At 62.3% G+C, this 22376-nt stretch carries 22 protein-coding genes; 10 read left to right on the top strand and 12 right to left on the bottom strand.

Annotated features, from left to right (window positions below):
* Nucleotides 1-7: 7 nt before the first annotated feature.
* Together phaeop14_RS01175 and phaeop14_RS01170 are read right to left on the bottom strand one after the other, a co-directional pair.
* A complete protein-coding gene (locus phaeop14_RS01175; protein WP_096788509.1) occupies nt 8-1045 on the bottom strand; it encodes an MBL fold metallo-hydrolase in 1038 nt (345 codons plus the stop codon).
* Entirely contained in the window at nt 1042-2748 is a 1707-nt protein-coding gene (locus phaeop14_RS01170) for an acyl-CoA dehydrogenase (RefSeq protein ID WP_096788508.1), read from the bottom strand. Before phaeop14_RS01170 ends, phaeop14_RS01175 begins: the two co-directional genes overlap by 4 nt.
* 132 nt (nt 2749-2880) lie before the next feature.
* Between phaeop14_RS01170 and phaeop14_RS01165 the strand changes: the two genes are divergently transcribed.
* Nucleotides 2881-3828 (top strand): L-threonylcarbamoyladenylate synthase, encoded by a 948-nt coding sequence (locus phaeop14_RS01165; RefSeq protein WP_096788507.1) that lies wholly within the window; start codon nt 2881-2883, stop codon nt 3826-3828.
* Between the two features lie 36 nt (nt 3829-3864).
* On the opposite strand, the gene phaeop14_RS01160 is transcribed toward phaeop14_RS01165, so the two are convergent.
* Nucleotides 3865-4422: a YqgE/AlgH family protein gene (locus tag phaeop14_RS01160; RefSeq protein WP_040180640.1), complete on the bottom strand. Its 558-nt coding sequence runs from the start codon at nt 4420-4422 to the stop codon at nt 3865-3867.
* A 177-nt stretch (nt 4423-4599) separates the two neighbouring features.
* Here phaeop14_RS01160 and phaeop14_RS01155 point away from each other — a divergent pair, with 177 nt between their 5' ends.
* Together phaeop14_RS01155 and phaeop14_RS01150 are read left to right on the top strand one after the other, a co-directional pair.
* Nucleotides 4600-5454, top strand: coding sequence for a protein-disulfide reductase DsbD domain-containing protein (locus phaeop14_RS01155; protein ID WP_096788506.1), 855 nt, complete (start codon nt 4600-4602; stop codon nt 5452-5454).
* Between the two features lie 32 nt (nt 5455-5486).
* Nucleotides 5487-5996 (top strand): NUDIX hydrolase, encoded by a 510-nt coding sequence (locus phaeop14_RS01150; RefSeq protein WP_096788505.1) that lies wholly within the window; start codon nt 5487-5489, stop codon nt 5994-5996.
* 37 nt (nt 5997-6033) lie between these two features.
* Here phaeop14_RS01150 and phaeop14_RS01145 read toward each other — a convergent pair whose 3' ends face one another.
* The 4 genes from phaeop14_RS01145 to phaeop14_RS01130 all read right to left on the bottom strand — a co-directional run bounded on the left by phaeop14_RS01145 (nt 6034) and on the right by phaeop14_RS01130 (nt 12439).
* The gene (locus tag phaeop14_RS01145; RefSeq protein WP_096788504.1) at nt 6034-9426 is read right to left on the bottom strand and encodes an efflux RND transporter permease subunit; all 3393 of its coding nucleotides are present in this window, start codon (nt 9424-9426) and stop codon (nt 6034-6036) included.
* 5 nt (nt 9427-9431) lie between these two features.
* Nucleotides 9432-10922: an efflux RND transporter periplasmic adaptor subunit gene (locus tag phaeop14_RS01140; protein ID WP_096788503.1), complete on the bottom strand. Its 1491-nt coding sequence runs from the start codon at nt 10920-10922 to the stop codon at nt 9432-9434.
* Between the two features lie 137 nt (nt 10923-11059).
* Nucleotides 11060-11602 carry a molybdenum cofactor biosynthesis protein B gene (moaB, locus tag phaeop14_RS01135; RefSeq protein ID WP_096788502.1) on the bottom strand — a complete coding sequence of 181 codons (543 nt, stop codon included), beginning with the start codon at nt 11600-11602 and terminating at the stop codon, nt 11060-11062.
* Between the two features lie 75 nt (nt 11603-11677).
* On the bottom strand, nt 11678-12439 hold the full coding sequence (locus phaeop14_RS01130; protein ID WP_096788501.1) for a uracil-DNA glycosylase: 762 nt from the start codon (nt 12437-12439) through the stop codon (nt 11678-11680).
* 107 nt (nt 12440-12546) lie between these two features.
* Between phaeop14_RS01130 and phaeop14_RS01125 the strand changes: the two genes are divergently transcribed.
* The 6 genes from phaeop14_RS01125 (at nt 12547) to phaeop14_RS01100 (ending at nt 17177) form a co-directional block, all read left to right on the top strand.
* Complete coding sequence (locus tag phaeop14_RS01125; RefSeq protein WP_040171340.1) at nt 12547-13542, top strand: aspartate carbamoyltransferase catalytic subunit; 996 nt, start codon at nt 12547-12549, stop codon at nt 13540-13542.
* A gap of 3 nt (nt 13543-13545) precedes the next feature.
* Nucleotides 13546-14103, top strand: a complete 558-nt coding sequence (locus phaeop14_RS01120) for a hypothetical protein (protein ID WP_096788500.1) — start codon at nt 13546-13548, stop codon at nt 14101-14103.
* 1 nt (nt 14104) lies between these two features.
* A complete protein-coding gene (locus phaeop14_RS01115; protein WP_096788499.1) occupies nt 14105-14512 on the top strand; it encodes a hypothetical protein in 408 nt (135 codons plus the stop codon).
* Entirely contained in the window at nt 14509-15819 is a 1311-nt protein-coding gene (pyrC, locus tag phaeop14_RS01110; protein WP_096788498.1) for a dihydroorotase, read from the top strand. Before phaeop14_RS01115 ends, pyrC begins: the two co-directional genes overlap by 4 nt.
* Nucleotides 15819-16424 carry a glycerol-3-phosphate 1-O-acyltransferase PlsY gene (plsY, locus tag phaeop14_RS01105; RefSeq protein ID WP_096788497.1) on the top strand — a complete coding sequence of 202 codons (606 nt, stop codon included), beginning with the start codon at nt 15819-15821 and terminating at the stop codon, nt 16422-16424. The genes pyrC and plsY overlap by 1 nt, the downstream gene beginning before the upstream one ends.
* A gap of 279 nt (nt 16425-16703) precedes the next feature.
* Nucleotides 16704-17177: a YHS domain-containing (seleno)protein gene (locus phaeop14_RS01100; RefSeq protein WP_014873405.1), complete on the top strand. Its 474-nt coding sequence runs from the start codon at nt 16704-16706 to the stop codon at nt 17175-17177.
* Between the two features lie 98 nt (nt 17178-17275).
* Here the strand turns inward: phaeop14_RS01100 and phaeop14_RS01095 are convergent, their stop codons facing one another.
* The 5 genes from phaeop14_RS01095 to phaeop14_RS01075 form a co-directional block, all read right to left on the bottom strand.
* Entirely contained in the window at nt 17276-17530 is a 255-nt protein-coding gene (locus phaeop14_RS01095; RefSeq protein ID WP_014873404.1) for a hypothetical protein, read from the bottom strand.
* 215 nt (nt 17531-17745) lie between these two features.
* Nucleotides 17746-19116, bottom strand: coding sequence for a glutamate--cysteine ligase (locus tag phaeop14_RS01090; RefSeq protein WP_040171354.1), 1371 nt, complete (start codon nt 19114-19116; stop codon nt 17746-17748).
* A gap of 64 nt (nt 19117-19180) precedes the next feature.
* On the bottom strand, nt 19181-19708 hold the full coding sequence (locus phaeop14_RS01085) for a hypothetical protein (RefSeq protein WP_040180656.1): 528 nt from the start codon (nt 19706-19708) through the stop codon (nt 19181-19183).
* On the bottom strand, nt 19705-20613 hold the full coding sequence (locus tag phaeop14_RS01080) for a GNAT family N-acetyltransferase (RefSeq protein WP_096788496.1): 909 nt from the start codon (nt 20611-20613) through the stop codon (nt 19705-19707). Before phaeop14_RS01080 ends, phaeop14_RS01085 begins: the two co-directional genes overlap by 4 nt.
* Complete coding sequence (locus phaeop14_RS01075) at nt 20610-21338, bottom strand: 16S rRNA (uracil(1498)-N(3))-methyltransferase (protein ID WP_096788495.1); 729 nt, start codon at nt 21336-21338, stop codon at nt 20610-20612. The genes phaeop14_RS01080 and phaeop14_RS01075 overlap by 4 nt, the downstream gene beginning before the upstream one ends.
* Before the next feature lie 11 nt (nt 21339-21349).
* On the opposite strand from phaeop14_RS01075, the gene ubiA reads away from it, so the two are divergent.
* Nucleotides 21350-22312, top strand: coding sequence for a 4-hydroxybenzoate octaprenyltransferase (gene ubiA, locus phaeop14_RS01070; protein WP_096788494.1), 963 nt, complete (start codon nt 21350-21352; stop codon nt 22310-22312).
* The last annotated feature ends 64 nt before the right edge of the window (nt 22313-22376 follow it).

Raw genomic sequence — 22376 nt, 5'->3', positions numbered from 1 at the left:
GGGTCGATCACCCCTTACGCTGGTAGAGCCAGGCCCCGTCAGCCCGGCGGCTGCGGTCCACCTGACCCAGGTGGTACAGATGATTTACATGGGCCACCGCCTCAACCAAAGCAAGCCCGTATTCCCCGCCCCCGATCTTGCGCTTGAACAGCGGGGCAAAGCACTCTGCTGCAGTCCTCGGTTCATCCAGGTGGTCAAGCAATCGCGCCAGCGCACCGTGATGATTGTCAATGAGCTGCGCCATGCGGTGCGGCAGACCGAGAAACGGCAGCTTATGCCCTCCCAAGGCCAGCTGATCGGGCTGTGTCAACGGTGCCATGCGCTCGCAGGCCTCCAGCCACTCCGCCACCGGATCGGCCATGGGTTCAGTGGCATAAACGCCGATATTGGGGCTGATCGACGACAGGATCTGATCCCCTGTGATCACCAGATTGTCATCGCGGCTCCAGAAGGTTGCATGCTCCGGCGCGTGGCCATTGCCCATATGCACATCCCAGTCGCGCCCGCCCATGCGCAACACGTCGCCCTGTTTGATACGGGTAAATCCTAGCGGCATGGGATAGACCGTATCAGAGAAATTGAATGGCCGCTCCGCCACCCGCGCGTCATAGATCGCCGGATCCATCCCGGCGCTGCGATAAAACGCCAACGTCTCCTCCGGCCAACTCTCCTGCACATCCAGCGTCAGCATACGGGCAAACAGCCAAGCGGTGCGCGTGGTCACCAGCTCCGCACCATGCACCGACTGGAACCATCCCGCATTGCCGATGTGGTCCGGGTGATGATGGGTCACGACCACCCGGCGAACCGGTTTACCACCCAATGGCCCCGCCATCAGCTCTTCCCAGATCCGACGGGTCTTGTTCGACGACATACCTGTGTCCACGATGGTCCAGCCATCACCGTCGTCCAGCGCATAGACGTTCACATGATCCAGCTTCATCGGCAGTGGCAGGCGCATCCAGAGCACGCCTTCCGCCACCTCGATCGCCTCGCCCTGCGCGGGAGGTTCACTCCATGGGCCGTCTGGGCGCGGGCTGGTCATCCGTCTGCCAGCTCATCCAGTGTCAGCGCCCGCGCGCCCGCGCTCCCCGCCTGCGCATGCGCCAGTAGGGAGGCGTGCTCTGGCAGCATCCGGTTGATGTAAAAGCGCGCCAGCTTCTCACGCGGCCCGCCCAGATCCGCCATCGCCGCCGCCAAATGGTAATGCCCGCCCAGAACCCGTGCAAAAGCATGCAGATAAGGCACCGCCCCGGCAAAACGCTCGTCCAGATCATCCTGTGCTGTCAGCCATTCAGTCGCCTCGCGCAGGGATTCGCAAGCCTGCCAGACCGCTTCGGCCATATTCGGATGGGTGGTGCGGGCGCGTTCGGCCTGTTCCTCTATCTCGTCAATCAGCCGGTGCGCCATATCGCCACCGTCCATCATCTTGCGGCCCACCAGATCCATCGCCTGAATACCGTTGGTGCCCTCGTAAATCGCCGTCACCCGCACATCGCGGTAGAATTGCGCCGCGCCGGTTTCTTCGATGAACCCCATGCCGCCATGCACCTGCACACCGGTCTCAGAGATCCGCATCCCGGTTTCGGTGCCAAAACCCTTGGCGATCGGCGTCAGGAAAGCCGCCCGCGCTGCCCACTCCTGCGCACCGGTGGCGGTCTGCATATCAATCGCCTGCGAACACGCCAGAAGGATCGCACGCGCGGCAAACAGATCTGCCTTCATCTCCATCAGCATCCGGCGCACATCCGCATGATCAACGATGGTACCGGACGCAGATTTGCCCTGCTTGCGCTCCAGCGCGTAGGCCAGCGCCTTCTGATAGGCCGCGCCGGCAATGCCAACGCCCTGACCGCCAACGCCAAGACGGGCGTTGTTCATCATGGTGAACATCGCCGCCAGACCACCGCCCGGCTGACCGATCATCCAGCCAATGGCACCATCATATTGCATCACACAGGTGGGTGAGCCGTGCAGACCCATCTTGTGTTCCAAGCTCACCACCTTCAGGTTGTTGGCCTTGCCGGGATTGCCCTCGGCATCCGGCAGATACTTGGGCACCAGAAATAGCGAAATTCCCTTGGTCCCCGGCGCCGCATCAGGCAGGCGCGCCAGCACCAGATGGCAGATATTGCCCGCAAAATCATTGTCACCCCAGGAGATATAGATCTTCTGCCCGCTGATCGCATAGGTGCCGTCGTCCAACGGCTCCGCCTTGGAGCTGAGCGCCCCCACATCGGACCCCGCCTGCGGCTCGGTCAGATTCATGGTGCCGGACCATTCGCCCGAAATCAGCTTCGGCAGATACAGCGACTTGATCTCATCGCTGGCGTGATGTTCCAGCGCCTCGATCTGGCCCTGGCTCATCAGCGGTGCCAGTTGCAGCGACAGACAGGCCCCCGACATCATTTCGTTCACGGCGGTGGTCAGGGTCATCGGCAGCCCCATGCCGCCAAACGCCTCAGAGGCGCTCATCCCGATCCAGCCCCCCTCGGAGATCGCCTGCCACCCTTCGGCATAGCCCGGCGATGTGCGCAACACCCCGTTTTCCAGATGTGCCGGCTGCAGATCGCCGCCCCGGTTCAACGGCGCCATCACCTCATCACAGAACTTCCCGGCTTCGGTCAGGATTGCCGTCACGACATCGTCGCTCGCCTCGCTGAACCGCTCAGTTGCGGAAATATCGCTATAGCCAACGATGTGGTTCAGAAGAAACTGATACTCGGGAACGGGGGCGCGGAAGGTCATGTCTGGCCTCTTTCAGAGAGAGCTGGTCGGGGCAGCCTTGGCATCATTGCCCCAAACCTTTATGTTGAACGTCTTGTCCGATTACCTAACCGGGCCCTTTATTCAAGCAACCAAAACGCCGCGTCACCAGCCATGTCCAGCCCAACAACCCGCCTCCTGACCGCTCAGCCGCAGGAAATCAGCACCGCTGCGGACCTGTTGCAGGAGGGCCAGCTTGTCGCCTTTCCGACAGAAACCGTCTACGGACTGGGCGCCGATGCCCGCCAGACCGACGCGGTTGAGGCGCTTTATGCCGCCAAGGGACGCCCCAGCTTCAATCCGCTGATCGCGCATGTCCATTCGGTCGAAACCGCTCAGCGCCATGTGATCTGGTCCGATATCGCCGATCGGCTGGCGGACGCCTTCTGGCCCGGCCCGCTGACCCTGGTCCTGCCGCTGCGCGAGGACCACGGTATTTCACCTCTGGTCACCGCCGGGCTGAGCACCCTTGGTATCCGCATACCTGCCCATCCCGCCGCCCGCGCGCTGCTGTCTGTGCTGGATGGTCCGGTGGCCGCGCCTTCGGCCAATCCGTCGGGCAAGATCAGTCCGACAACCGCCGCCCATGTTATCGCCGGTCTCGATGGGCGGATCGCCGCGGTTGTTGACGATGGCCCCTGCGGTGTTGGTGTGGAGTCAACAATCATCGGACTGGCCACCGGCACCCCCTTGTTGCTGCGACCCGGAGGGCTGGCCACCGAAGAGATCGAGGTGGTTCTGGGCCAGCCCCTGCGCCTGCGCGATGCCAGCGATCCGCTCACCGCGCCGGGACAGCTGCTGTCACATTACGCCCCCCGCGCCAGCGTCCGCCTGAACGTCACGGCCCCGCAGGACGGTGAACTCTACCTTGGCTTTGGCGCCATGGAATGTGATTTGAACCTATCCGCCAGCGGTGACCTGCACGAGGCGGCCGCGCAGTTGTTTGGCCATCTGCACCGCCTCGACGCCAGAGCACAACCCATCGCTGTCGCCCCCATACCGGAGACCGGGCTGGGCGTCGCCATCAACGACCGGCTGCGCCGCGCCGCTGCGCCGCGCTGACCGGCAGTCCCCAAAACGTCAGCATGTCTTGATCGGTCAGGCGTGACCGGCACTGGTTGACAGGGTCAACGGATCAACCCCCAGCGACCGCAAGGCCGCCTCCCATTTGGTGAGATCATCCAGACCGAACACCAACTCCGGTGTTGCCGGAGCGGTCAGCCAGCCATTATTGGCAATCTCCGTCTCCAACTGCCCCGGCCCCCACCCTGCATATCCCAGCATCACCATAACCTGCTCAGGCCCGCGTCCCATCGCGATGTCTTCCAATACATCCACGGTCGCCGTCATTGAGAACGCATCGGCCACCCGCAGAGAACTGACGTTGGATTTATATTCCGGCGAATGCAGCACAAAGCCACGCTGCGTCTCAACCGGCCCCCCGAAACGGACCGGCAGCGCCGCCTCCTCTGCACTGCGCGGTGTGATGTCCAATTGCTCCAGAAGGTTGGACAAATCGACACCCGCTGCGGGCTTGTTCACGATCAACCCCATTGCGCCATCATCTTCATGTGAGCACAGCAAGATCAGCGAATGTTCAAACCTCGGGTCACCGATGCCGGGCATCGCAATCAGCAGTTCGCCGGTAAGATCCATATGAAGCTGTCGTCCTTCTTGTAATTGCCGTCATCCGCGCGCGGCAACGGGCCTGCCCTTTCACAATGGCCACCCGCAGCGAGAGGTTCAAGGCCAAGCCGTGCCAAAGCGTCAGCTCGCAGGCGCTGACCGGAACGTGACTTGGCATTTCAGGCGGAATTGCGCATGTAACCTGACATGACGACACATCCGCTTCTCTCTGTTCTCGCGACCGCTGCCAGATCACTGGCGAAGGGTCTTTGCGCACCGCTTGTGCTGGGGCTTCTGGCCTTGCCAGCCAGCACGTCAGCCGAGCAAATGTCCGATATCGTGCAGATCGAGGTGCTGGATGGCGGCCCGACCCGGCGCGGCACCCATATGGGCGCATTGCGACTGACGCTCTCGGAGGGCTGGAAAACCTACTGGCGCGCACCCGGTGACGCCGGCATCCCGCCCCGGTTCAGCTGGCGGGGATCGCGCAACGTCGGTGCGGTGGAAATCCGCTGGCCCACGCCCGAGGTTTTCCTGACCTCCGGATTTCGCACCATCGGCTACCATGATCAGCTGGTGCTTCCGATTGAAATCACCCCCGCCAAACCCGGCCAGCCACTACGCCTGAAAGGCCGGATGGAGCTGGGCATCTGCAAAGATGTCTGCATCCCCTCCGAACTGCGCTTTGATCGCCCACTCCAACCCGACAGCCGCCGCAATCCGGCGATTGTTGCAGCGCTTGCGGATCGCCCATGGTCGGCGAAAGAGGCCGGCGTGCAGGCCGCAACCTGTGCGATCACCCCCAGCCGCTACGGTATGGAGCTGGTCGCCCGGATCACCATGCCCAGCGCGGGCGGAGATGAGATCGTGGTGGTTGAGCCTGGCCCTCCAACTTTGGTGACGACCGAGACGACAACCACCCGGCAGGGTCGCCATCTGACCGCCAAAACCGAGATCATCTCCGCTGAGGGTGGCCCCTTCGCCGTTGATCGCTCGCAGATGCGGTTTACCGTGCTGGGCCGCAACCATGCGGTGGACATTCAAGGCTGCACCCGACACTAATACGGGCATTGTCAGCCGGATCGGATCCAGCCATGCCCAACGATGCAGCCATCCCCGATAGCTCCGGCGGACCAAATCAGCCCCGGCGCCCGATCCTTGGCGCCCTTGCGGTGGTCTGCCATGCAGATCAGGGCGGCGATCAGGTCATTCTCATCCAGCGCAAATCGCCCCCGAATGCCGGCTGGTGGGGCTTCCCCGGCGGCCATGTCGAACTGGGCGAAACCGCGATGCAGGCTGCCGCCCGTGAACTGCTTGAAGAGACCGGCGTTATCGCAACCCCGCGCGAGGTGCTGACCCATGTCGATGTGATGCTGCGCGATGAGGCCGGGAAGATCCAACGACAGTATCTCTTGGTTGCTGTGCTCTGTGATTACATCTCAGGTCAACCAACCCCGGACGATGATGCCCTGCAGGCGCTATGGGTGCCGGTCGCCGATCTGACCAGCCGTTTTGGCGCTACCCCTGACCGTATGCTGATCGATCAGGTGGCAGAGGTCGCCTCCCTCGCCCAGGAGCGACAGCATCGCACAACGCGTGCGTGACCTCCATTTCGCAGGTCGAACCAGTGGCAGCCGATCGTCAGATCCCTGCGCGACGCCCGCCCAAGACCCGCGCGCTGACATAGGCAATCGCACTCAACAGCGCCGCGCCGGTCACAAACAGCAGCAGGGCGCCGCGCAGCGGATCCATCTCCACCAGCCCGGGCGCGACCGCTCTCAGCACCGGATGCAGCGCCCCCACCGCCATCGCATAGCCAACAGTCGCCGCCAGCCACAGGATCTGTGCCGCTCCCAGCCCCAGCGTCAGCCAACGCAGGTCACCAGCCCGCGATGACATTCCCCGCCGCAGCGCTGCAAGGGGACGCGCCACATCCGCCTGCACTGCCACCAATGCGGGCACAACCAGCAGCACCAGAAACATGCCGAACCCAAGGCCATAGACCAGCGTGATCACTGTGGGTTTGAGGAACTGTGCTTGTTGCGAGCCCTCATACATCAACGGGGCCAGCCCCAGAACGGTTGTCAGCGTGGTCAGCATCACCGGCCGCAACCGATCCGCAGCCCCGTCAATGATCGACGGGATCAGCCCGCGCTCTTCTGCGTATTCGTCAATGGTTGTCACCAATACGATCGAGTCGTTGATGATGATCCCCGTCATTCCCAACAGGCCAACAACGGTGAACATCGACAGCGGCACCTCCCACAGGTAGTGCCCCCAGATTGTCCCGACGAGGCCAAAGGGAATGATCGCCATAACCACTAAGGGCCGCGTCCAGCTGGCGAAAATCCACGCCAACACCAGATAAATCCCCGTCAAACACAGGATCAATCCGGTTCTGGCGTCATTCAGAAACTCGTTTTCCTGCTCGCTCAGCCCCGCCAATTGCCAATCCACCTGTCGCTCACTGGCGATCTTCGGCAGGATCTCCTCTTGCAGCGCTGTGGCAATGGCCTGTGCCCGTGTCGGATCATCCTCTGAGATATCCCCGGTGACGCTGATCACACGGACACCATTTTCACGCCGAACGGTGGAAAATCCGTTGCGCTGGGTCACCGACACGATATCGGCCAGGGGCAGATAGACACCCGCCGGGCTGCGCATCAGCGTACGCTCCAGAAAATCAGCGGTCAGCTCGCCCTCCGGCAGTTCAACCCGGATCGCGGCACTGCGCGGCCCGTCTGGATAGGTCGCCGCCTCTATGCCGTTCAGCCGTGCCCGCAAGGCCCGCCCCAGCGTCTCCACTGTGAACTCCAGCGCCCGCCCCTGCGGGGTCAGTTCGAGCACCAGCTCTTCCTTGTCATAGGCAAGATTATCCTCAACTGCTGACACCTCCGGGTAGCGCAGAACGGCGGTTTTCAGATCCTCTGATGCAGCCTTCAACACCTCGACCGCAGCACCGCTGAATTGCACATCCAGCGCATCACCGCCGGGACCCGACCGCCAGCCCCTGAACGATACCGTCTCCGCCAGCGGGTGGCGGCGCACAGTGTCCTGCAGCTCCGCCACGAAGGCAAAGCTGGAATAAGGCCGCAGATCAGCATCAATCAGCTCAATCGAAATCCCGCCAAGAAGATCGCCGTCCTTGGCGTCCACCCCGGCCAGACCACGCCCGGCGTTGCCACCAATCTCGGCCATGACAAAATCAACCGGGTTGCGGCCATGCCGGGCCTCATAGTCACGCCCCAGCGCCTCAACCGCGCGCTGCATTTCCCGCATCATCGCCAGCGTATCCGCCCGGGTTGCCCCCTCGGCCATGGCAAAATTGCCGGTGACCGATCCACGCTCCGGCGCGTTGAAGAACCGCCATTTGACGTCGCCGCCAATGAACAGCGCCAGCTGGCTCGCCAGGATCACCGCAGCAGCAGCCAGCACCACGTAGCGGGCGCGAACCACCAGCGCCATCAAAGGCCGAAATAACGTGTCACGCAGGCGGCGGAACCCCCGATTTACCACACGGCTGGGCAGGTCATACCAATGCTCCTTGGCACTATGTGCCAGCGCATGGGCCAGATGGTTGGGCAGGATCAGGAAACACTCGATCAAAGATCCCAGAAGCACCGCAATCACTGTCAAAGGAATGTCGCGGATCAACTCGCCAAACCGCCCGCCAATCGACACCAGCCCGAAAAACGCAATCACCGTGGTCAATGTGGCCGCGAAGACCGGCATCGCCATGCGGCGCGCGGCGTTCTCTGCCGCAGCAACTGGGTGTTCGCCCAGACGCCGCGCCCTGAAATCGGCATGTTCCCCCACCACGATTGCGTCATCCACCACAATACCAAGGGTGATGATCAAACCAAACAGGCTGATCATATTGATGGTCAGCCCGGCCATATACATCAGTGCAATGGCGGCAAACATTGCCGCCGGAATGCCCGCCGCCACCCAGAAGGCGATGCGTGCATTGAGAAACAGGAACAGCAGCGCCAGCACCAGACCCAACCCCATCAGCCCGTTATCGACCAGAATATCCAGACGCCCGGTGATCGCTTCCGCGCGGGTGCGGATCAGATCTGCACTGACGCCATCCGGCAGGCTGGCCTGCAAGGCCTCCACCACATCTTCGACCTGATGCTGAATATCGATGGCGTCGCCCTGATCCGACCGGTCCACCCGGATCGACATCGCGGGATTCTCCCCCACGAAGTAGGAGCGATTGCGATCCACGCCCTCCACCCGGATCGTGGCGACATCACCAACCGTCAGGGCCGACCCATCCGGATTTGTCCGCAACACGATACCGGCCAGCTCCTCCGGCGTGCGTTTCTCGCTGCCAGTGCGGATGCGCGCATTGGCGCCACTCACGTCACCCGCCGGATTGGCGTCAACCTCCGCTGCAATCGCCGCCGCAATATCAGCCATCGCAATATCATGGGCGATCAAGCTGGCAGAGGGCACTTCGACCATGGTCTGCGGGGCCGCAATGCCGCGGATCGTGGTGCGGGTGACACCCACCTCAAACAGGCGCACAACCAGCTCATCTGCAAACAGTCCCAACTGGCGCGGTGCAATTGGCCCGGTGATCACCACATCTGTGACCCGATCGCGCCATGCCCCGCGGCGCACGCTCGGATCTTCGGCCTCCTCCGGCAGTGTGGTGATCCCGTCTACAGCACTTTGGACATCATCCGCTGCGCGCGCCATGTCCCAGCCCGGCTCAAAGTCCAAGGAGATGCTGGCGCGCCCCTCGCGCGATGTGGCACTGGAGCTTTCGACGCCATCAACGGCCAGCAGCGCGGGCTCCAGCGCCTGCACAATGGCGCTGTCGATGTCCTCAGGCCCGGCCCCTTCCCATTCGACAGAGACGGACACCCGGTCCACGATCACATCCGGAAAGAACTGCGCCCGCATATTGGGAATCGCCGCCGCGCCCAGCACCAGCAGCAGCACCAGAAGCAGGTTCGACAAGGTCCGGTGGCGGGTAAAGTAGCTCAGAACGCCGCCAGCCGAGCGGGGGAGGTTCCGCAGCATGATTTCTAGCCCCCCATACGGGTTTCAATACGGTTGATCAGCCGCGCGGGGACCTTTGCAGCGGCCAGCTGTTCCAGCATCCGCGCCCGCACCGCCTCTGGCATCCCGCTATTGCCTTCAACCATGGCAACCAGCCTGGCCCGGCGATCTTCCGACAGTTCAATCAATTCAGCCTCTGCCGCTGCGGTGTCGCGCGGGGTGTCAGCATTGGCACCGGTAACCTCAGCGCCCTGCCGCAGGGGCCGCACCTTGATGCCTGCGCCCAGCAGGGGCGTGCGCCCGGTGACAACCTCGCGCCCCTCCAGCCCGGCGCCACGCAGCAGCACATCGTCCCCTTGTCTGCGCACCAATGTCACCTCCAGCGCCTGTAGCCGGTCCTCCTCCCCCAGCACCAGCACGGTGCCGTCCGACCCCAGCGCAGAGGCGGGCAGCCGGGCCACCTCGCTCACCACCGGCTCCTCAACCTCAACCGTGACAAAATCACCGGGCTTGAAACCGGGCGCCGGGTTCAGCCGAGCGTAGATCAGCCGACCGGCCAGCCCCTCACCTGCATCGCCACTGTCGCGCACCACCACGCCGGATGCTGTCAGCGCCGCACCGGTTGCGTCCAGCGTAACCGCCACCGGCGCCGAGAGCAGCTGCCCCGTCGCGTCCAGCAGTCGGGCGTATTGCACGGTCGAAACCCGAAACGCCACATCCAGCTGCGCCGGGTCCACCAGATCCGCAAGCTTTTCATTGGCCGAGACCAGCCGCCCCTCAACCAGATTGACCGACTGCAAAGTTCCGTCAAAGGCGGCTGTGATGGTCGTATCATCAAGATTGCGCCGCGCCTCATCCAGCGCGATTTGTGCCCGCGCCAGCCGGGTTGCCGCCTGATCAATGCGCGCCTCCGCCAGGGACAGCGCCTGCCGACGAGAGATTACCGCCTGCCGGGCCTGTGCAGCAGCCAGCTCCGCCACTTCCACTGTTGCAGCTGATCCAACACCGCGGGTTTCCAGATTTTGCTGCCGGTCCAGCGCACGGGCCCGCAGCGCTGCCTGATCCTCGGATGCCGACAGCTCATCCTGCGCCAGCGCCAATCCGCGCCGGGCCTCGCGGGTTTCTGCCTCGGCATCCCTCATGTCCGCTTCTGCCCGTTGCAGGGCCGCGCGCGCATCGGCCGGATCGATCTGCACCAGCAGAGTGCCCGCCGTGACGTCGCCGCCATCTTCGAACCCGGGCGCCAGCTCAACCACCCGACCAGCCGCTGCCGTGCGCAGTTCCAGCCTGCGACGGCTCTCGATCCGGCCAAAGGCGGTCAGCACAGGCTGCACTACGCCCAACTCGGCCCGCACCACATTCACGGCAAACACCCGTTCGCGGGACGGCGGCGCACGGCGCTCCTCCCCCATACGGGTCTGGATCGCGGACAGCACCATTTGTACCGCCAACAGCAGCAGCGCCGCTGTCAGCGCCGCCAGGAAAACCCCAATCACCGTTTGCCGCAAAAAGCGCATTCTCTATCCCTCAATCGGCCAAACGAACCGGCACAGACAACTGCCGCAGTACCCATGAACGGGCCTCGTCAGGCCCAAAGAATACCAGTTTGCACAAAGCTATACGAGGTTACACGCAGTCGCGGATCAATTCCGTCTCACTTGCGACGCAAATGTTCGTCAAGCCGAGGCATGATTTCCACGAAGTTGCAGGGTCGGTGCCGGTAGTCGAGCTGCTTCACAAGGATTTCATCCCAGGCGTCCTTACAGGCCCCCGGACTTCCCGGCAGCGCAAAGAGGTAAGTGCCCCCCGCGACCCCGCCTGTGGCCCGTGACTGCACAGCCGAGGTGCCGATTTTCTGCATCGACACGATGGTGAAGACCGTCCCGAACGCGTCGATTTCCTTCTCGTAGACATCGCGGTGCGCTTCCACCGTGACATCGCGCCCGGTCAGACCGGTACCTCCGGTTGAGATCACAACATCTATCTCCGGGTTGGCAATCCAGTTCCGCAGTTGGCCTGCAATCTTTTCCCGTTCATCCGGCAGGATCTTGCGGTCTGCCAGCACATGCCCCGCAGCGTCCAGCCGATCAACCAGCACCTGACCGGAGCGATCTTCCGCCAGTGACCGGCTGTCCGATACGGTCAGCACTGCAATGCGGACCGGAATGAAATCCTTGCTGTTGTCGAGTTGCGCCATGGTCCTGGCCCCTATCGCTGATGTTGTCACAGTCTTTAAGAATGATGTCCGAAGATCGCGTGGCCTGATCAGGTTTCAACCTGCCGTCAGCCGCGCCTTGATCTCCAGCAGATCCGCCCAGGCGGCCCGTTTCTGCGCGGGCTGTCGCAACAGATAAGCTGGGTGGAACATCGGCATCACCGGCTTACCCTGCGCCTCCTGCCACGTGCCACGCATCCGGGTGATTCCGCGTTTGCCGAGCAGCGCATCACAGCTGATGTTGCCCATGGCAATCAGGATATCCGGCTTTGCCAGCGCAATATGACGCTCCAGAAACGGGGTCATCATGGCGATTTCTGCCGGCAGGGGATCGCGGTTCTGCGGCGGCCGCCAGGGCAGAACATTGGCGATATAGACGCTGTCCTTGCGCGACAGACCGATGGCCGCAAGCATTCGGTCAAGAAGCTGCCCGGCGCGGCCCACAAACGGTTTGCCCGCGATATCCTCATCGCGGCCAGGCGCCTCGCCCACCACCATAACGCGGGCACCGGGCTGGCCATCTGCAAACACAAGATTGCGCGCACCTTTTTTCAGCTCGCAATGCTCAAACTGGGCCAGCGCCTCATAAAGACCCTCCAGCGACCCGGCGGCTCCCGCCATCTGTCGGGCCACCTCAACCGGATCAATTTCCCGAGGTTTCGCCGGTGTCGCCTCAGCCGCGGCTGCGCCGGGTTTGGGCAGACGCGCCTGCAATTCATAGCGATTGACCGGCGCGTCCCCGATCGCATCGGTCGCCCCCAGTTCGATCTGCCACGCCAAGAGCGCATGGGCGCTGTGATAATCCAATGCCGATTCCATGCCCCAAGCTACCCTGCCTAGAGGCGGATCAAAATACCCGCCGTGCGCGCCGCTTGCCGCAGGTCACAGCCCTGCTATAAGAGCGCCAAACATCGCGGAGCCTGCCCATGCCCACAGCCACCTCGTCACCTGATCCGATGGCCTTTTCTCAACGGCATCTCTTGGGCATCGAACCGCTGAGACCGCATGAAATCACCGCAATCCTTGACCTCGCGGACAGCTATGCCGATCTGAACCGTCGTCCCGACAAACACGCCAATGCGCTGTCAGGGCTGACCCAGGTCAATATGTTCTTTGAGAACTCCACCCGCACGCAGGCCAGCTTTGAAATCGCGGGTAAGCGGCTGGGCGCGGATGTGATGAACATGGCGATGCAGGCCTCCTCGATCAAAAAGGGGGAGACCCTGATTGATACGGCGATGACGCTGAATGCCATGCATCCCGATCTGCTGGTGGTGCGCCATCCGCATTCCGGCGCCGTGGACCTTCTGGCGCAGAAGGTAAACTGCGCGGTGCTGAATGCCGGCGACGGACGGCATGAACACCCCACCCAAGCACTGCTTGATGCCCTGACCATCCGCCGCGCAAAGGGCCGTCTGCACCGGCTGAACATTGCGATCTGTGGTGATGTGGCCCATTCCCGGGTGGCACGTTCGAACCTGATCCTGCTGGGCAAGATGGAAAACCGCATTCGTCTGATTGGCCCGCCAACACTGGTGCCCGGCCATTTTGCCGACTTTGGCGCCGAGATTTACGACGATATGCGCGAAGGCCTGAAAGACGTGGATGTGGTCATGATGCTGCGCCTCCAGAAGGAGCGTATGGACGGCGGTTTCATCCCGTCGGAACGCGAATACTACCATCGCTACGGGCTTGATGCGGAGAAACTGGCGCTGGCCAAACCTGACGCCATCGTCATGCACCCCGGCCCGATGAACCGGGGCGTCGAAATTGACGGCACGCTTGCCGATGACATCAACCGCTCTGTCATTCAGGAACAGGTCGAAATGGGTGTCGCCGTGCGGATGGCGGCGATGGATCTTTTGGCCCGTAACCTGCGCGCCAGCCGCGAGCGTGCAGCGTCGCAACCGGGCGTGGCCTGATCCATGGCTGGCCCGGTGGCACAGCCCCTGATCATCGCCGCAGGTGAGCAGCGGATGATCCATGTCTTCGACCTCGATATGCGGCCCGAACAGGCACGTTTCCTCCGTGAACCCGGTGCGTTGGCGCAGGTTTTGGGCATTGATGAGATAGATCTGGATCACGTGGAGATCTTCCCGGTGAGCGATCTGGAGGACCTGGGACTTGTCGGCTATCTGCGCGATGGCTGCGGGATCCCGAAAGAGCAGCTGGCCTCCGACGCGCAGAAACTCGCCGCGATCGAAGGCTATGTGCTGCTGCTGCGGTCGCGCGCGCTGCGGGGCGAGGCAACGCGCCTCACCCCGGCCAGTCAAATTCGACACATTGGCGACTATAGTGAGGTGGGCGCGGATTGGGCCAGCGTTCCCAGCAATCCTGACGACGCACCGGAAAGCGCCAAACCCTATTCCGCATCACGCCCCTCCCCACGGGAGGCCCGCTCTCGCGCACGGCGCATCGGGGCAACGATCTTTGTAATCGTGATGGCGCTGATCCTGCTTGTCGTGCTGATGCTGGCGACCTGAGATGTCCGAAACCGTCTTCCCCCCTGATCGTATGGCATACTGGCGCAGCCACGCCTGGCTCGCCGTGATTGCCATGCTGGGCGCCATGGGCATTCTTTGGGTGATGGGAAACCCGCATGTCTGGACCGGTGCCATCGGCGGGCTGGCCGCCATTGGTCTGCGCGGCGGCTACCTCATGTCCGATGAAATGACCCGCGTCTGGTCGCTTGGGGGCGAGGTTATCAAAGGCCCCGATCAACAGACCATTCCGCTCGCGGATGTCGCCGAGCTGAACCGCATTGGCAGCACGGTCCAGATCGTCACCCATGAGGGTCACAAGCACCTGATCAAATACCAGCCCGACGCCGCCGCAACAATTGCAACGCTGCAAAATGCCCTGTCCACCCTGTCCGAGAGATCCCGCGTATGACCCTTCTGTTTACCAACGCCCGCCTGATCGACCCAGAAGCCGGAACCGACAGTGTTGGTGCGGTTCTGGTGCAGAACGGGCGCATTGCGGCGGTTGATAAAAATGGCACAGAGTCTGACCAATTGTTTCGCACGCGAAACATTGTGGCAGAGGATGCGACCCTTATTGATTGCGGCGGCAAATGTCTGGCTCCCGGCATCGTCGATATCGGCGTGAAGGTCTGCGAGCCGGGTGAGCGCCATAAGGAAAGTTATAAATCCGCAGGCCTCGCAGCGGCGGCGGGCGGAGTCACCACCATGGTGACGCGCCCAGACACCACCCCATCCATCGACAGCCCGGAAACGCTCGAATTCGTGACCCGGCGGGCGCAGGCCGATGCGCCGGTGAATGTTCTACCCATGGCCGCCCTGACCAAGGGCCGTGCAGGCCGGGAGATGACCGAGATCGGCTTTCTCATGGATGCGGGCGCGGTTGCCTTCTCCGATTGTGACCATGTGGTTGCCGACACCAAGGTCTTTTCCCGCGCGCTGTCTTATGCGCGCAGCTGCGGCGCACTGGTCATCGCGCATCCGCAAGAACCGGGATTGAGCAAAGGGGCTGCGGCAACCTCGGGTAAATTCGCCACCCTGCGTGGGCTGCCCGCCGTCACGCCAATGGCCGAGCGGATGGGACTGGATCGCGATATCGCGCTTTTGGAGATGACCGGCGCCAGATACCACGCCGACCAGATCACCACCGCCCGCGCCCTGCCCGCCCTGCAGCGGGCGAAGGCAAACGGGCTGGATATCACCGCAGGCACGTCGATCCATCATCTGACGCTGAACGAACTGGACGTGGCGGACTACCGAACTTTCTTTAAGGTGAAACCACCGCTGCGCTCCGAAGAAGATCGTCTGGCGCTGATCGAGGCGCTGCGCGAGGGGCTGATTGACACGATCTCCTCCATGCACACCCCGCAGGACGAGGAAAGCAAGCGCCTGCCGTTTGAGGAGGCCGCCGCCGGTGCCGTGGCGTTGGAAACGCTGCTGCCTGCCGCGCTGCGGCTCTATCATGCGGAGCAGCTGGATCTGCCGACATTGTTCCGCGCCATGTCCCTGAACCCGGCCAAGCGCTTGGGGCTGAACTGTGGTCGTCTTTCCGAAGGGGCACCTGCGGATCTGTTGCTATTTGATGCGGACCAACCCTTTGTGATGGACCGGTTTGCGCTGCACTCGAAATCACAGAACACCCCCTTTGACGGGCAGCGGATGCAAGGTAGGGTGCTGGCAACCTATGTGGCCGGTGAACCGGTCTACCGGAGAGATTGATGCCGCCTATTGAAACTGCCGCCCCTGTCCTGCTGCTATGGGCCGTGATTGGCTATGCACTAGGGTCTATTCCCTTCGGCCTGCTGCTGACCCGGATCATGGGGTTGGGCAATCTGCGCACTATCGGATCGGGCAATATCGGCACCACCAATGTGCTGCGCACCGGCTCAAAAAAAGCCGCTGCGTTGACCCTGCTGCTGGATGGCGGCAAGGGGGCCGTGGCGGTGCTGCTGGCCCGCGCGCTGGTCGGTGAAGATGCCGCACAGCTGGCCGGTCTGACGGCTTTTCTCGGCCATTGCTTCCCGGTCTGGCTGAAGTTTCAGGGCGGCAAAGGCGTCGCCACCTTCCTTGGTCTGATGCTGGCGCTGGCCTGGCCGGTGGGGATCGCCTGCTGTCTGACGTGGCTGGCGGCCGCCTATCTGAGCAAGATTTCCTCAATGGGGGCTTTGGTGTCTGCAGTGGCGGCACCGCTGTGGTGCCTGCTTCTGGGCGCACCAATGACGACCGGTCTGGCAGCCCTACTGGCGGTGATCATCCTGTGGCGGCACAAGGAAAACATCGCGCGACTGCGCCTCGGGACCGAGCCAAAGATCGGGCAAAAGTAACCCGTTACCTGCTAAACCTTTGTTTTACAAAGATGCCCTCCTCCGCCATGGACGAGGGCTTTTTCATGTTCACAGGAATGTGCCACCGCGCCTGTGCAGAGATTTTGTGCATCAACGCACATACAAAAGGAGTTGTTTTGAACGTGATCGAGGGAGTCCTCATATCGGTGTCGTGACCAAAACGGTCCAATTTTAAAGACCTGAATTTTGATGACGTAACGCTTTGATCATTCCAACTCCGGGTGCCGAGGTACCCGCTACATCGAAAGGTTCATACCGATGAACACCGTAAAATCCCTTCTGGGCGGGATCGCCCTCTCCGTTACTCTGGCAACCTCCGCGCTGGCCGCTGGTGTTGATGTCAACGCCTCCTCTACTGGTCTGGCCATGCAGGGATACGATCCCGTCGCCTATTTCAACGCCGGTGAAGCGACCAAAGGCTCCTACAAGGTGACCGCCACCCACGACGACGCCACATATTGGTTCGCCACCGAAGAGAACAAAGCCCTGTTTGAGGCCACCCCGGACGCCTACATCCCGGCGTATGGCGGCTACTGCGCCTTTGGTGCGGCGATGGGCTTCAAGTTCGACGGTGATCCGCATCAGTGGAAAATCGTGGATGATGTCCTCTACCTGAACCTGTCAAAGGACATTCAGGAACGTTGGAGCACAGACATTCCCGGCTTCATCGAAAAAGCCGATGTGAACTGGGATGAGATCGCTGACGCCGAACCGGCGGAGCTGCTGCAATAAGCCTGTAACGGCAGATCCAAATTGCAGATGGGCGGCAGGATATCCTGCCGCCCATTCTGATCCACATCTCAGAGGGGACACTCCCTCCGCGCGGGGTATTACTTCGAGGCCAGCCGTTCGACCGCTTCAGCCGTACGCTTGGTGTTGTTGTAAATCCCCAGCGCCAGATAGAGTGAACCGGCGATCAGGATCACATAAAGAGTGCCCACAACCAGCACACCGAGTGCCGCGAGGATACCGCCGCCGCCCGGCTGCATGGTTGCCAGAACCGCGCCACCGACAACTGCGAGCAGCAGCAGCACAACAACGACACCAACCAGTTTCTCAAATGCCGAAATGAAGAAATTGCCCATATCAATACCTTTCAGAGCCATAGATTGCGCGCTCTTTTAGGGGGGCAATATTTAGAGAACAAGCTCTCAATTAGGGGGAAAATCAAGCGGATAGCGCCAGAGGACGCTTCCGCCAACATCCGCAAAACCAGTCGCACAACCGCCCGCCGCCCAGGCAGAAAAAGGGGCGCCTGCCAGCGCCCTTTCCGTGATCTCAGCCTGATCCCTTATGGGGCTCAGTAGCTGTATTCAGAGTAGATGCGGCTCAGATCGCCATTCCAGTCGCCATGATAGCGATCCAGCAGCTCATCCGCGGGGACTTTGCCGGTTTCGATACTGTCCTTCAACGCATTCAGGAAGTGGGTTTCATCCGGCACCAGCCCCCCGGCCCCGGCGCGTGCGCGGGATTTGAGGCCCGCCTCTGAGATCGCCACAACTTCGCGGGCCAGATCATGCATTTTGATGTTGCCGACCTGTGCCTGCAGCCCCTGTTCCGATGCGGCCACACGCAGGGCCTCGCGGGTCTCGGCATCCCAGCCCTTTGCCAGATCCCAGGCGGCATCAAGGCTGGATTGATCGTACATCATCCCCACCCAGAAAGCTGGCAGGGCACAGAGGCGGCGCCAGGGGCCGCCGTCGGCACCGCGCATTTCCATGTATTTCTTGATCCGCGCTTCGGGGAAGGCGGTGGTCAGATGATCGGCCCAATCGCTCAGGGTGGGCGTTTGCCCCGGCAGTGCGGGCAGCTCCCCCTTCAGGAAGTCGCGGAACGACATGCCAAGCGCGTCGATATACTCACCGTCGCGGTAGACAAAATACATCGGGACATCGAGCGCATATTCGACCCAGCGCTCGAAACCGAACCCCTCGTCAAAGACGAACGGCACCATGCCGGTCCGGTCCGCATCCAGATCGCGCCAAACGCGCGAGCGCCAGGATTTGTGGTTGTTCGGCTTGCCCTCAAGGAAGGGCGAATTGGCAAAGAGAGCGGTTGCGACGGGTTGCAGGGCGATGGCCACGCGCATTTTCTGCACCATGTCCGCCTCGGACCCGAAGTCGAGGTTCACCTGAACGGTGCAAGTCCGGCGCATCATGGTGCGGCCCATAGTACCGACCTTGCCCATGTAGGCATCCATCAGCTTATAGCGGCCCTTGGGCATCAATGGCATTTCTTCGTGGGACCAGATCGGAGCGGCCCCAAGACCGATGAAACCGACGCCGATTTCATCGGCGATATCCTTCACCTCGCGCAGGTGAGTGTTCACCTCGTCGCAGGTCTCATGGATCGTCTCCAACGGGGCCCCTGAGAGTTCCAGCGCGCCACCTGGTTCCAGCGAGACATTGGCGCCGTCTTTTTCAAGGCCGATCAGATGGCCGCCTTCGCGCACCTCCGACCAGCCGTGGCGGTCGCGCAAGCCCTCAAGAACGGCCACAATAGAGCGCGTCCCCTCAAACGGCAGCGGCTTCAGCGAGTCCTTGCAATAGCCAAATTTCTCATGCTCGGTGCCGATACGCCATTGGTCACGGGGCTTGCAGCCAGAGGCAAGATATTCCGCCAATTGTTCGTGCCGTTCGATCGGCCCACCGCCGGATTGAGGGATAGACATCTGGGGCTCTCCGTAAGGTTGATCTGTCTTGCGCTGCAAGTCGTGGTCGGTATTTTCGGCAGTGTCAATGCAGCCTGTGCACGGTTGGTCGTGTTGGCGCGCGCTCCCAGATCACGACCTGGTGACCGCCGGATCTGTGCAATTCTGCCAGCATCCGCTCCATGCGCAACCCCGGCAGGGTCGCGAAGGCATCAAAGAGTGCATCGGTGTTGGTTGCATTGACCGGGATCGCCAATGCGGACTGCCCCGGTTGATCCAGCAGCCAATGGGGTGGTTTGGCGGCGTGATCCAGTGTCAGGCGCTCCAGTTCGGAAAGCGCAACAGCACCGCCAGTGAGGGGGCCGAAATAGGCGATCTGCCCTTCGTCCACCTGAACCACACCGGGGCCGCCGCCGCCGAGGCGAAACCGCATGCGCTGCATGCCGATTACCGCGATCACAACGCCCAGCCCCAGCAGCGCCCAGCCCAGCAGCGCCTGCCCTCCATAGCTGCCAAGCGCCCAGAACAGGCCAAGCGCACCAAGAGCCGTCGCCGCAATCATCTCGCGCCAGCGCCAGAGGGCCGCGCGGGCTTCTGGTCGAATGAAGGTCATGAGGCAGACGCTCCCCCAGCCATCGCAGGCTGCGGTGCGTGATCAAAAAGGATCAGCGAATAGCCGCCAATGGGCTGGAACCCGATGGCCCGATAGGCCCGCACGGCGGCCTCTCCCGCAGCAAAGAGCACAGACTGTTCCACCCCTGCCGCATGGGCCTCCTTCAGGTGCAGTGCCAGCGCGCAGCGGGCGTAGCCGTGGCCGCGTTGTTCCGGCGGTGTGTAGACCCCGCCGATCTGCACCACCTCTGGCAGCTGCGCGTTAAATCCTGTCATCGCGACCCAGCGGTCTGCGATGTTCAGCACCCGATGACTGTCGCGCAGCAGGTAACTGTCGATATCCTGTGATGCGACGGCCACGGCCTCGGCCGCGGAGGTGCCAAGAATTTCCTGATGATAAGCCGCCCGCCACTGCACCAGCATCGGACGGGGCGCAGCCGACAACGGGTGTAGCGTCGCGCCCTTTAGTTGCGGTCGGTCTAGGCTGCGCAGATCCAGATCCGTCAGCGATAGCGCCAGCCCCGGTTCATCCCGATCAAGCCGTTTGGGGTGCTGGTCGAGCCCGGTGGCCGCAAGGTAGCGACGCGCTTGCGTCGTTTCCCCCAAGACGCCGACCTGGGGGTGCGATGAGGTCTCTGCCAGTCGCTGCTCGACCAGCTGTTGCAATTCGTGCCAGTCCGTGGCGCTGGCCTCCGCCGACTGCAACAACAGGGTGCCATCGTTGGTCAGACCCGCCACGCCGCCATTGCCACTGCCGCGCACCCACAGGCGCATGGCCTTGGCCTCGGCCCCGTGCAGGCCGTGGTCGCGCAGATTGATCAGTAGAAACATGGAGCTGGCGACATTGCGACGCAGCAGATCATGGACCGCAGCGAGGTCGCCGTCCTGTGCCGGACGCCAGCTCATCCCCAATCTCCATAGCGTTGCTGCCAAACGGTTAGTGCCGCGACCGCAGCGGTATCAGCGCGCAGGATGCGCGGGCCGAGGCTTACGACATGAGATTGCGGCAGCGCGTGCAGACGCTTGCGTTCGGCCTCAGAAAACCCACCTTCGGGACCAATGAGAATCGCCCAGGGCACCTGTGCCGCTGTCTCGCTGGCCAGTGCCAAGGCGCTGCCGACCTCGGCTTCGTCGCAAAACATCAGCTGGCGCTCTTCGGGCCAGTGGTCCAGCACGCGGGAGAGTTTTTGCAGATCCACCACCTCTGGCACATAGGTGCCACCACATTGTTCGGCGGCTTCAACCGCGTGGGCTTGAAGGCGGTCCTGGCGAATGCGGTCGGAATTTGTGAACTCGGTCTGTACCGGCAGAATCCGCGCCGCGCCCATTTCGGCAGCCTTCTCCACGATAAAATCGGTACGGGCCTTTTTGATCGGGGCAAACAACAGCCACAGATCCGGCGGCAACACCAGCGGGCGGGTTTGCTCCTGACAGATAAGAACGCCACTGCGCTTGCTGGCCTCGGCCACCTCGGCGCGCCATTCGCCGTCTTCTCCGTTGAACAGCAATAGCTGCGCCCCAACCGCCTGCCGCATCACCCCAAACAGGTAATGCGCCTGATCCCGGTCCAGAGGAACCGATTGCCCTGCCCCCAGCGGGTGCTCTACATACAGTCTGATCTTTGCACTCATGAGGCATACATATGCAAGGCGGGACGCCAACACCAGATGGACAGGTCGCAGATGCGGTCAAAGGCAATTGGGTCGATCGCTACGCCCCTGAATGGAGCCGCCCCTATCTGCGCCTCAGCCGCGCGGATCGACCCATCGGGACCTGGCTGCTGTTGATCCCTTGCTGGTGGGGGCTAATGCTGGCGATCCTATGGGATCAAAGCCCACGCTGGGGGGATCTGTGGATTTTTGCCGCCTGCGCCGCCGGAGCCTGGCTGATGCGCGGAGCGGGCTGCACCTGGAACGATATCACCGACCGCAATTTTGATGGGCAGGTGGAACGCACCCGGTCACGACCCATTCCATCGGGTCAGGTCACGGTCACCGGGGCTGTTGTCTGGATGGGGCTGCAGGCGCTGGTCTCGCTGGGTATTCTGCTGAGTTTCAATCAGGCCGCGATCGCGATGGGCATTCTGGCCTTGTTCCCGGTGGCGATCTATCCCTTTGCCAAGCGGTTCACCTGGTGGCCACAGGTGTTTCTGGGGCTGGCCTTCAACTGGGGCGCAATGCTGGCCTGGGTGGCCCATACCGGCACGCTGAACTGGCCAGCGGTTATCCTGTATCTGGCGGGAATTGCCTGGACGCTGTTCTACGACACCATCTATGCCCATCAGGATACTGAGGATGACGCACTGATCGGGGTCAAATCGACGGCACGGCTGTTTGGCACGCAGACGCCCATGTGGCTGCGCCGGTTCATTGTCGCCACCGTCAGCCTGATGGCGATTGCCATCATTTTGGCTGTGCAGCCGCAGGGATCGGTTCTGGCGCTGATGCTGGCGCTGGTCGCGCCTTGGGCGATGGGCTGGCATATGACCTGGCAGCTGCGGGTGTTCGATGCGGAGAACACTGATCGTTTGTTGCAATTGTTTCGCCTCAACCGGGATACGGGCTTGATTCCGCTGATCTTCTTTGCCGCAGCTCTGTTCGCATGATTGAACCCGTCGCGCAGCCCCTGTAAGACAGGCAAAAGCCGTCTCAGACGGACGCCCCAACGGA

The organism is Phaeobacter piscinae (assembly GCF_002407245.1).
Taxonomy (GTDB): Bacteria; Pseudomonadota; Alphaproteobacteria; order Rhodobacterales; family Rhodobacteraceae; genus Phaeobacter; species Phaeobacter piscinae.
The sequence above is the reverse complement of the archived record's forward strand: the minus strand, read 5'-3'. Positions and strand labels throughout refer to the sequence as shown.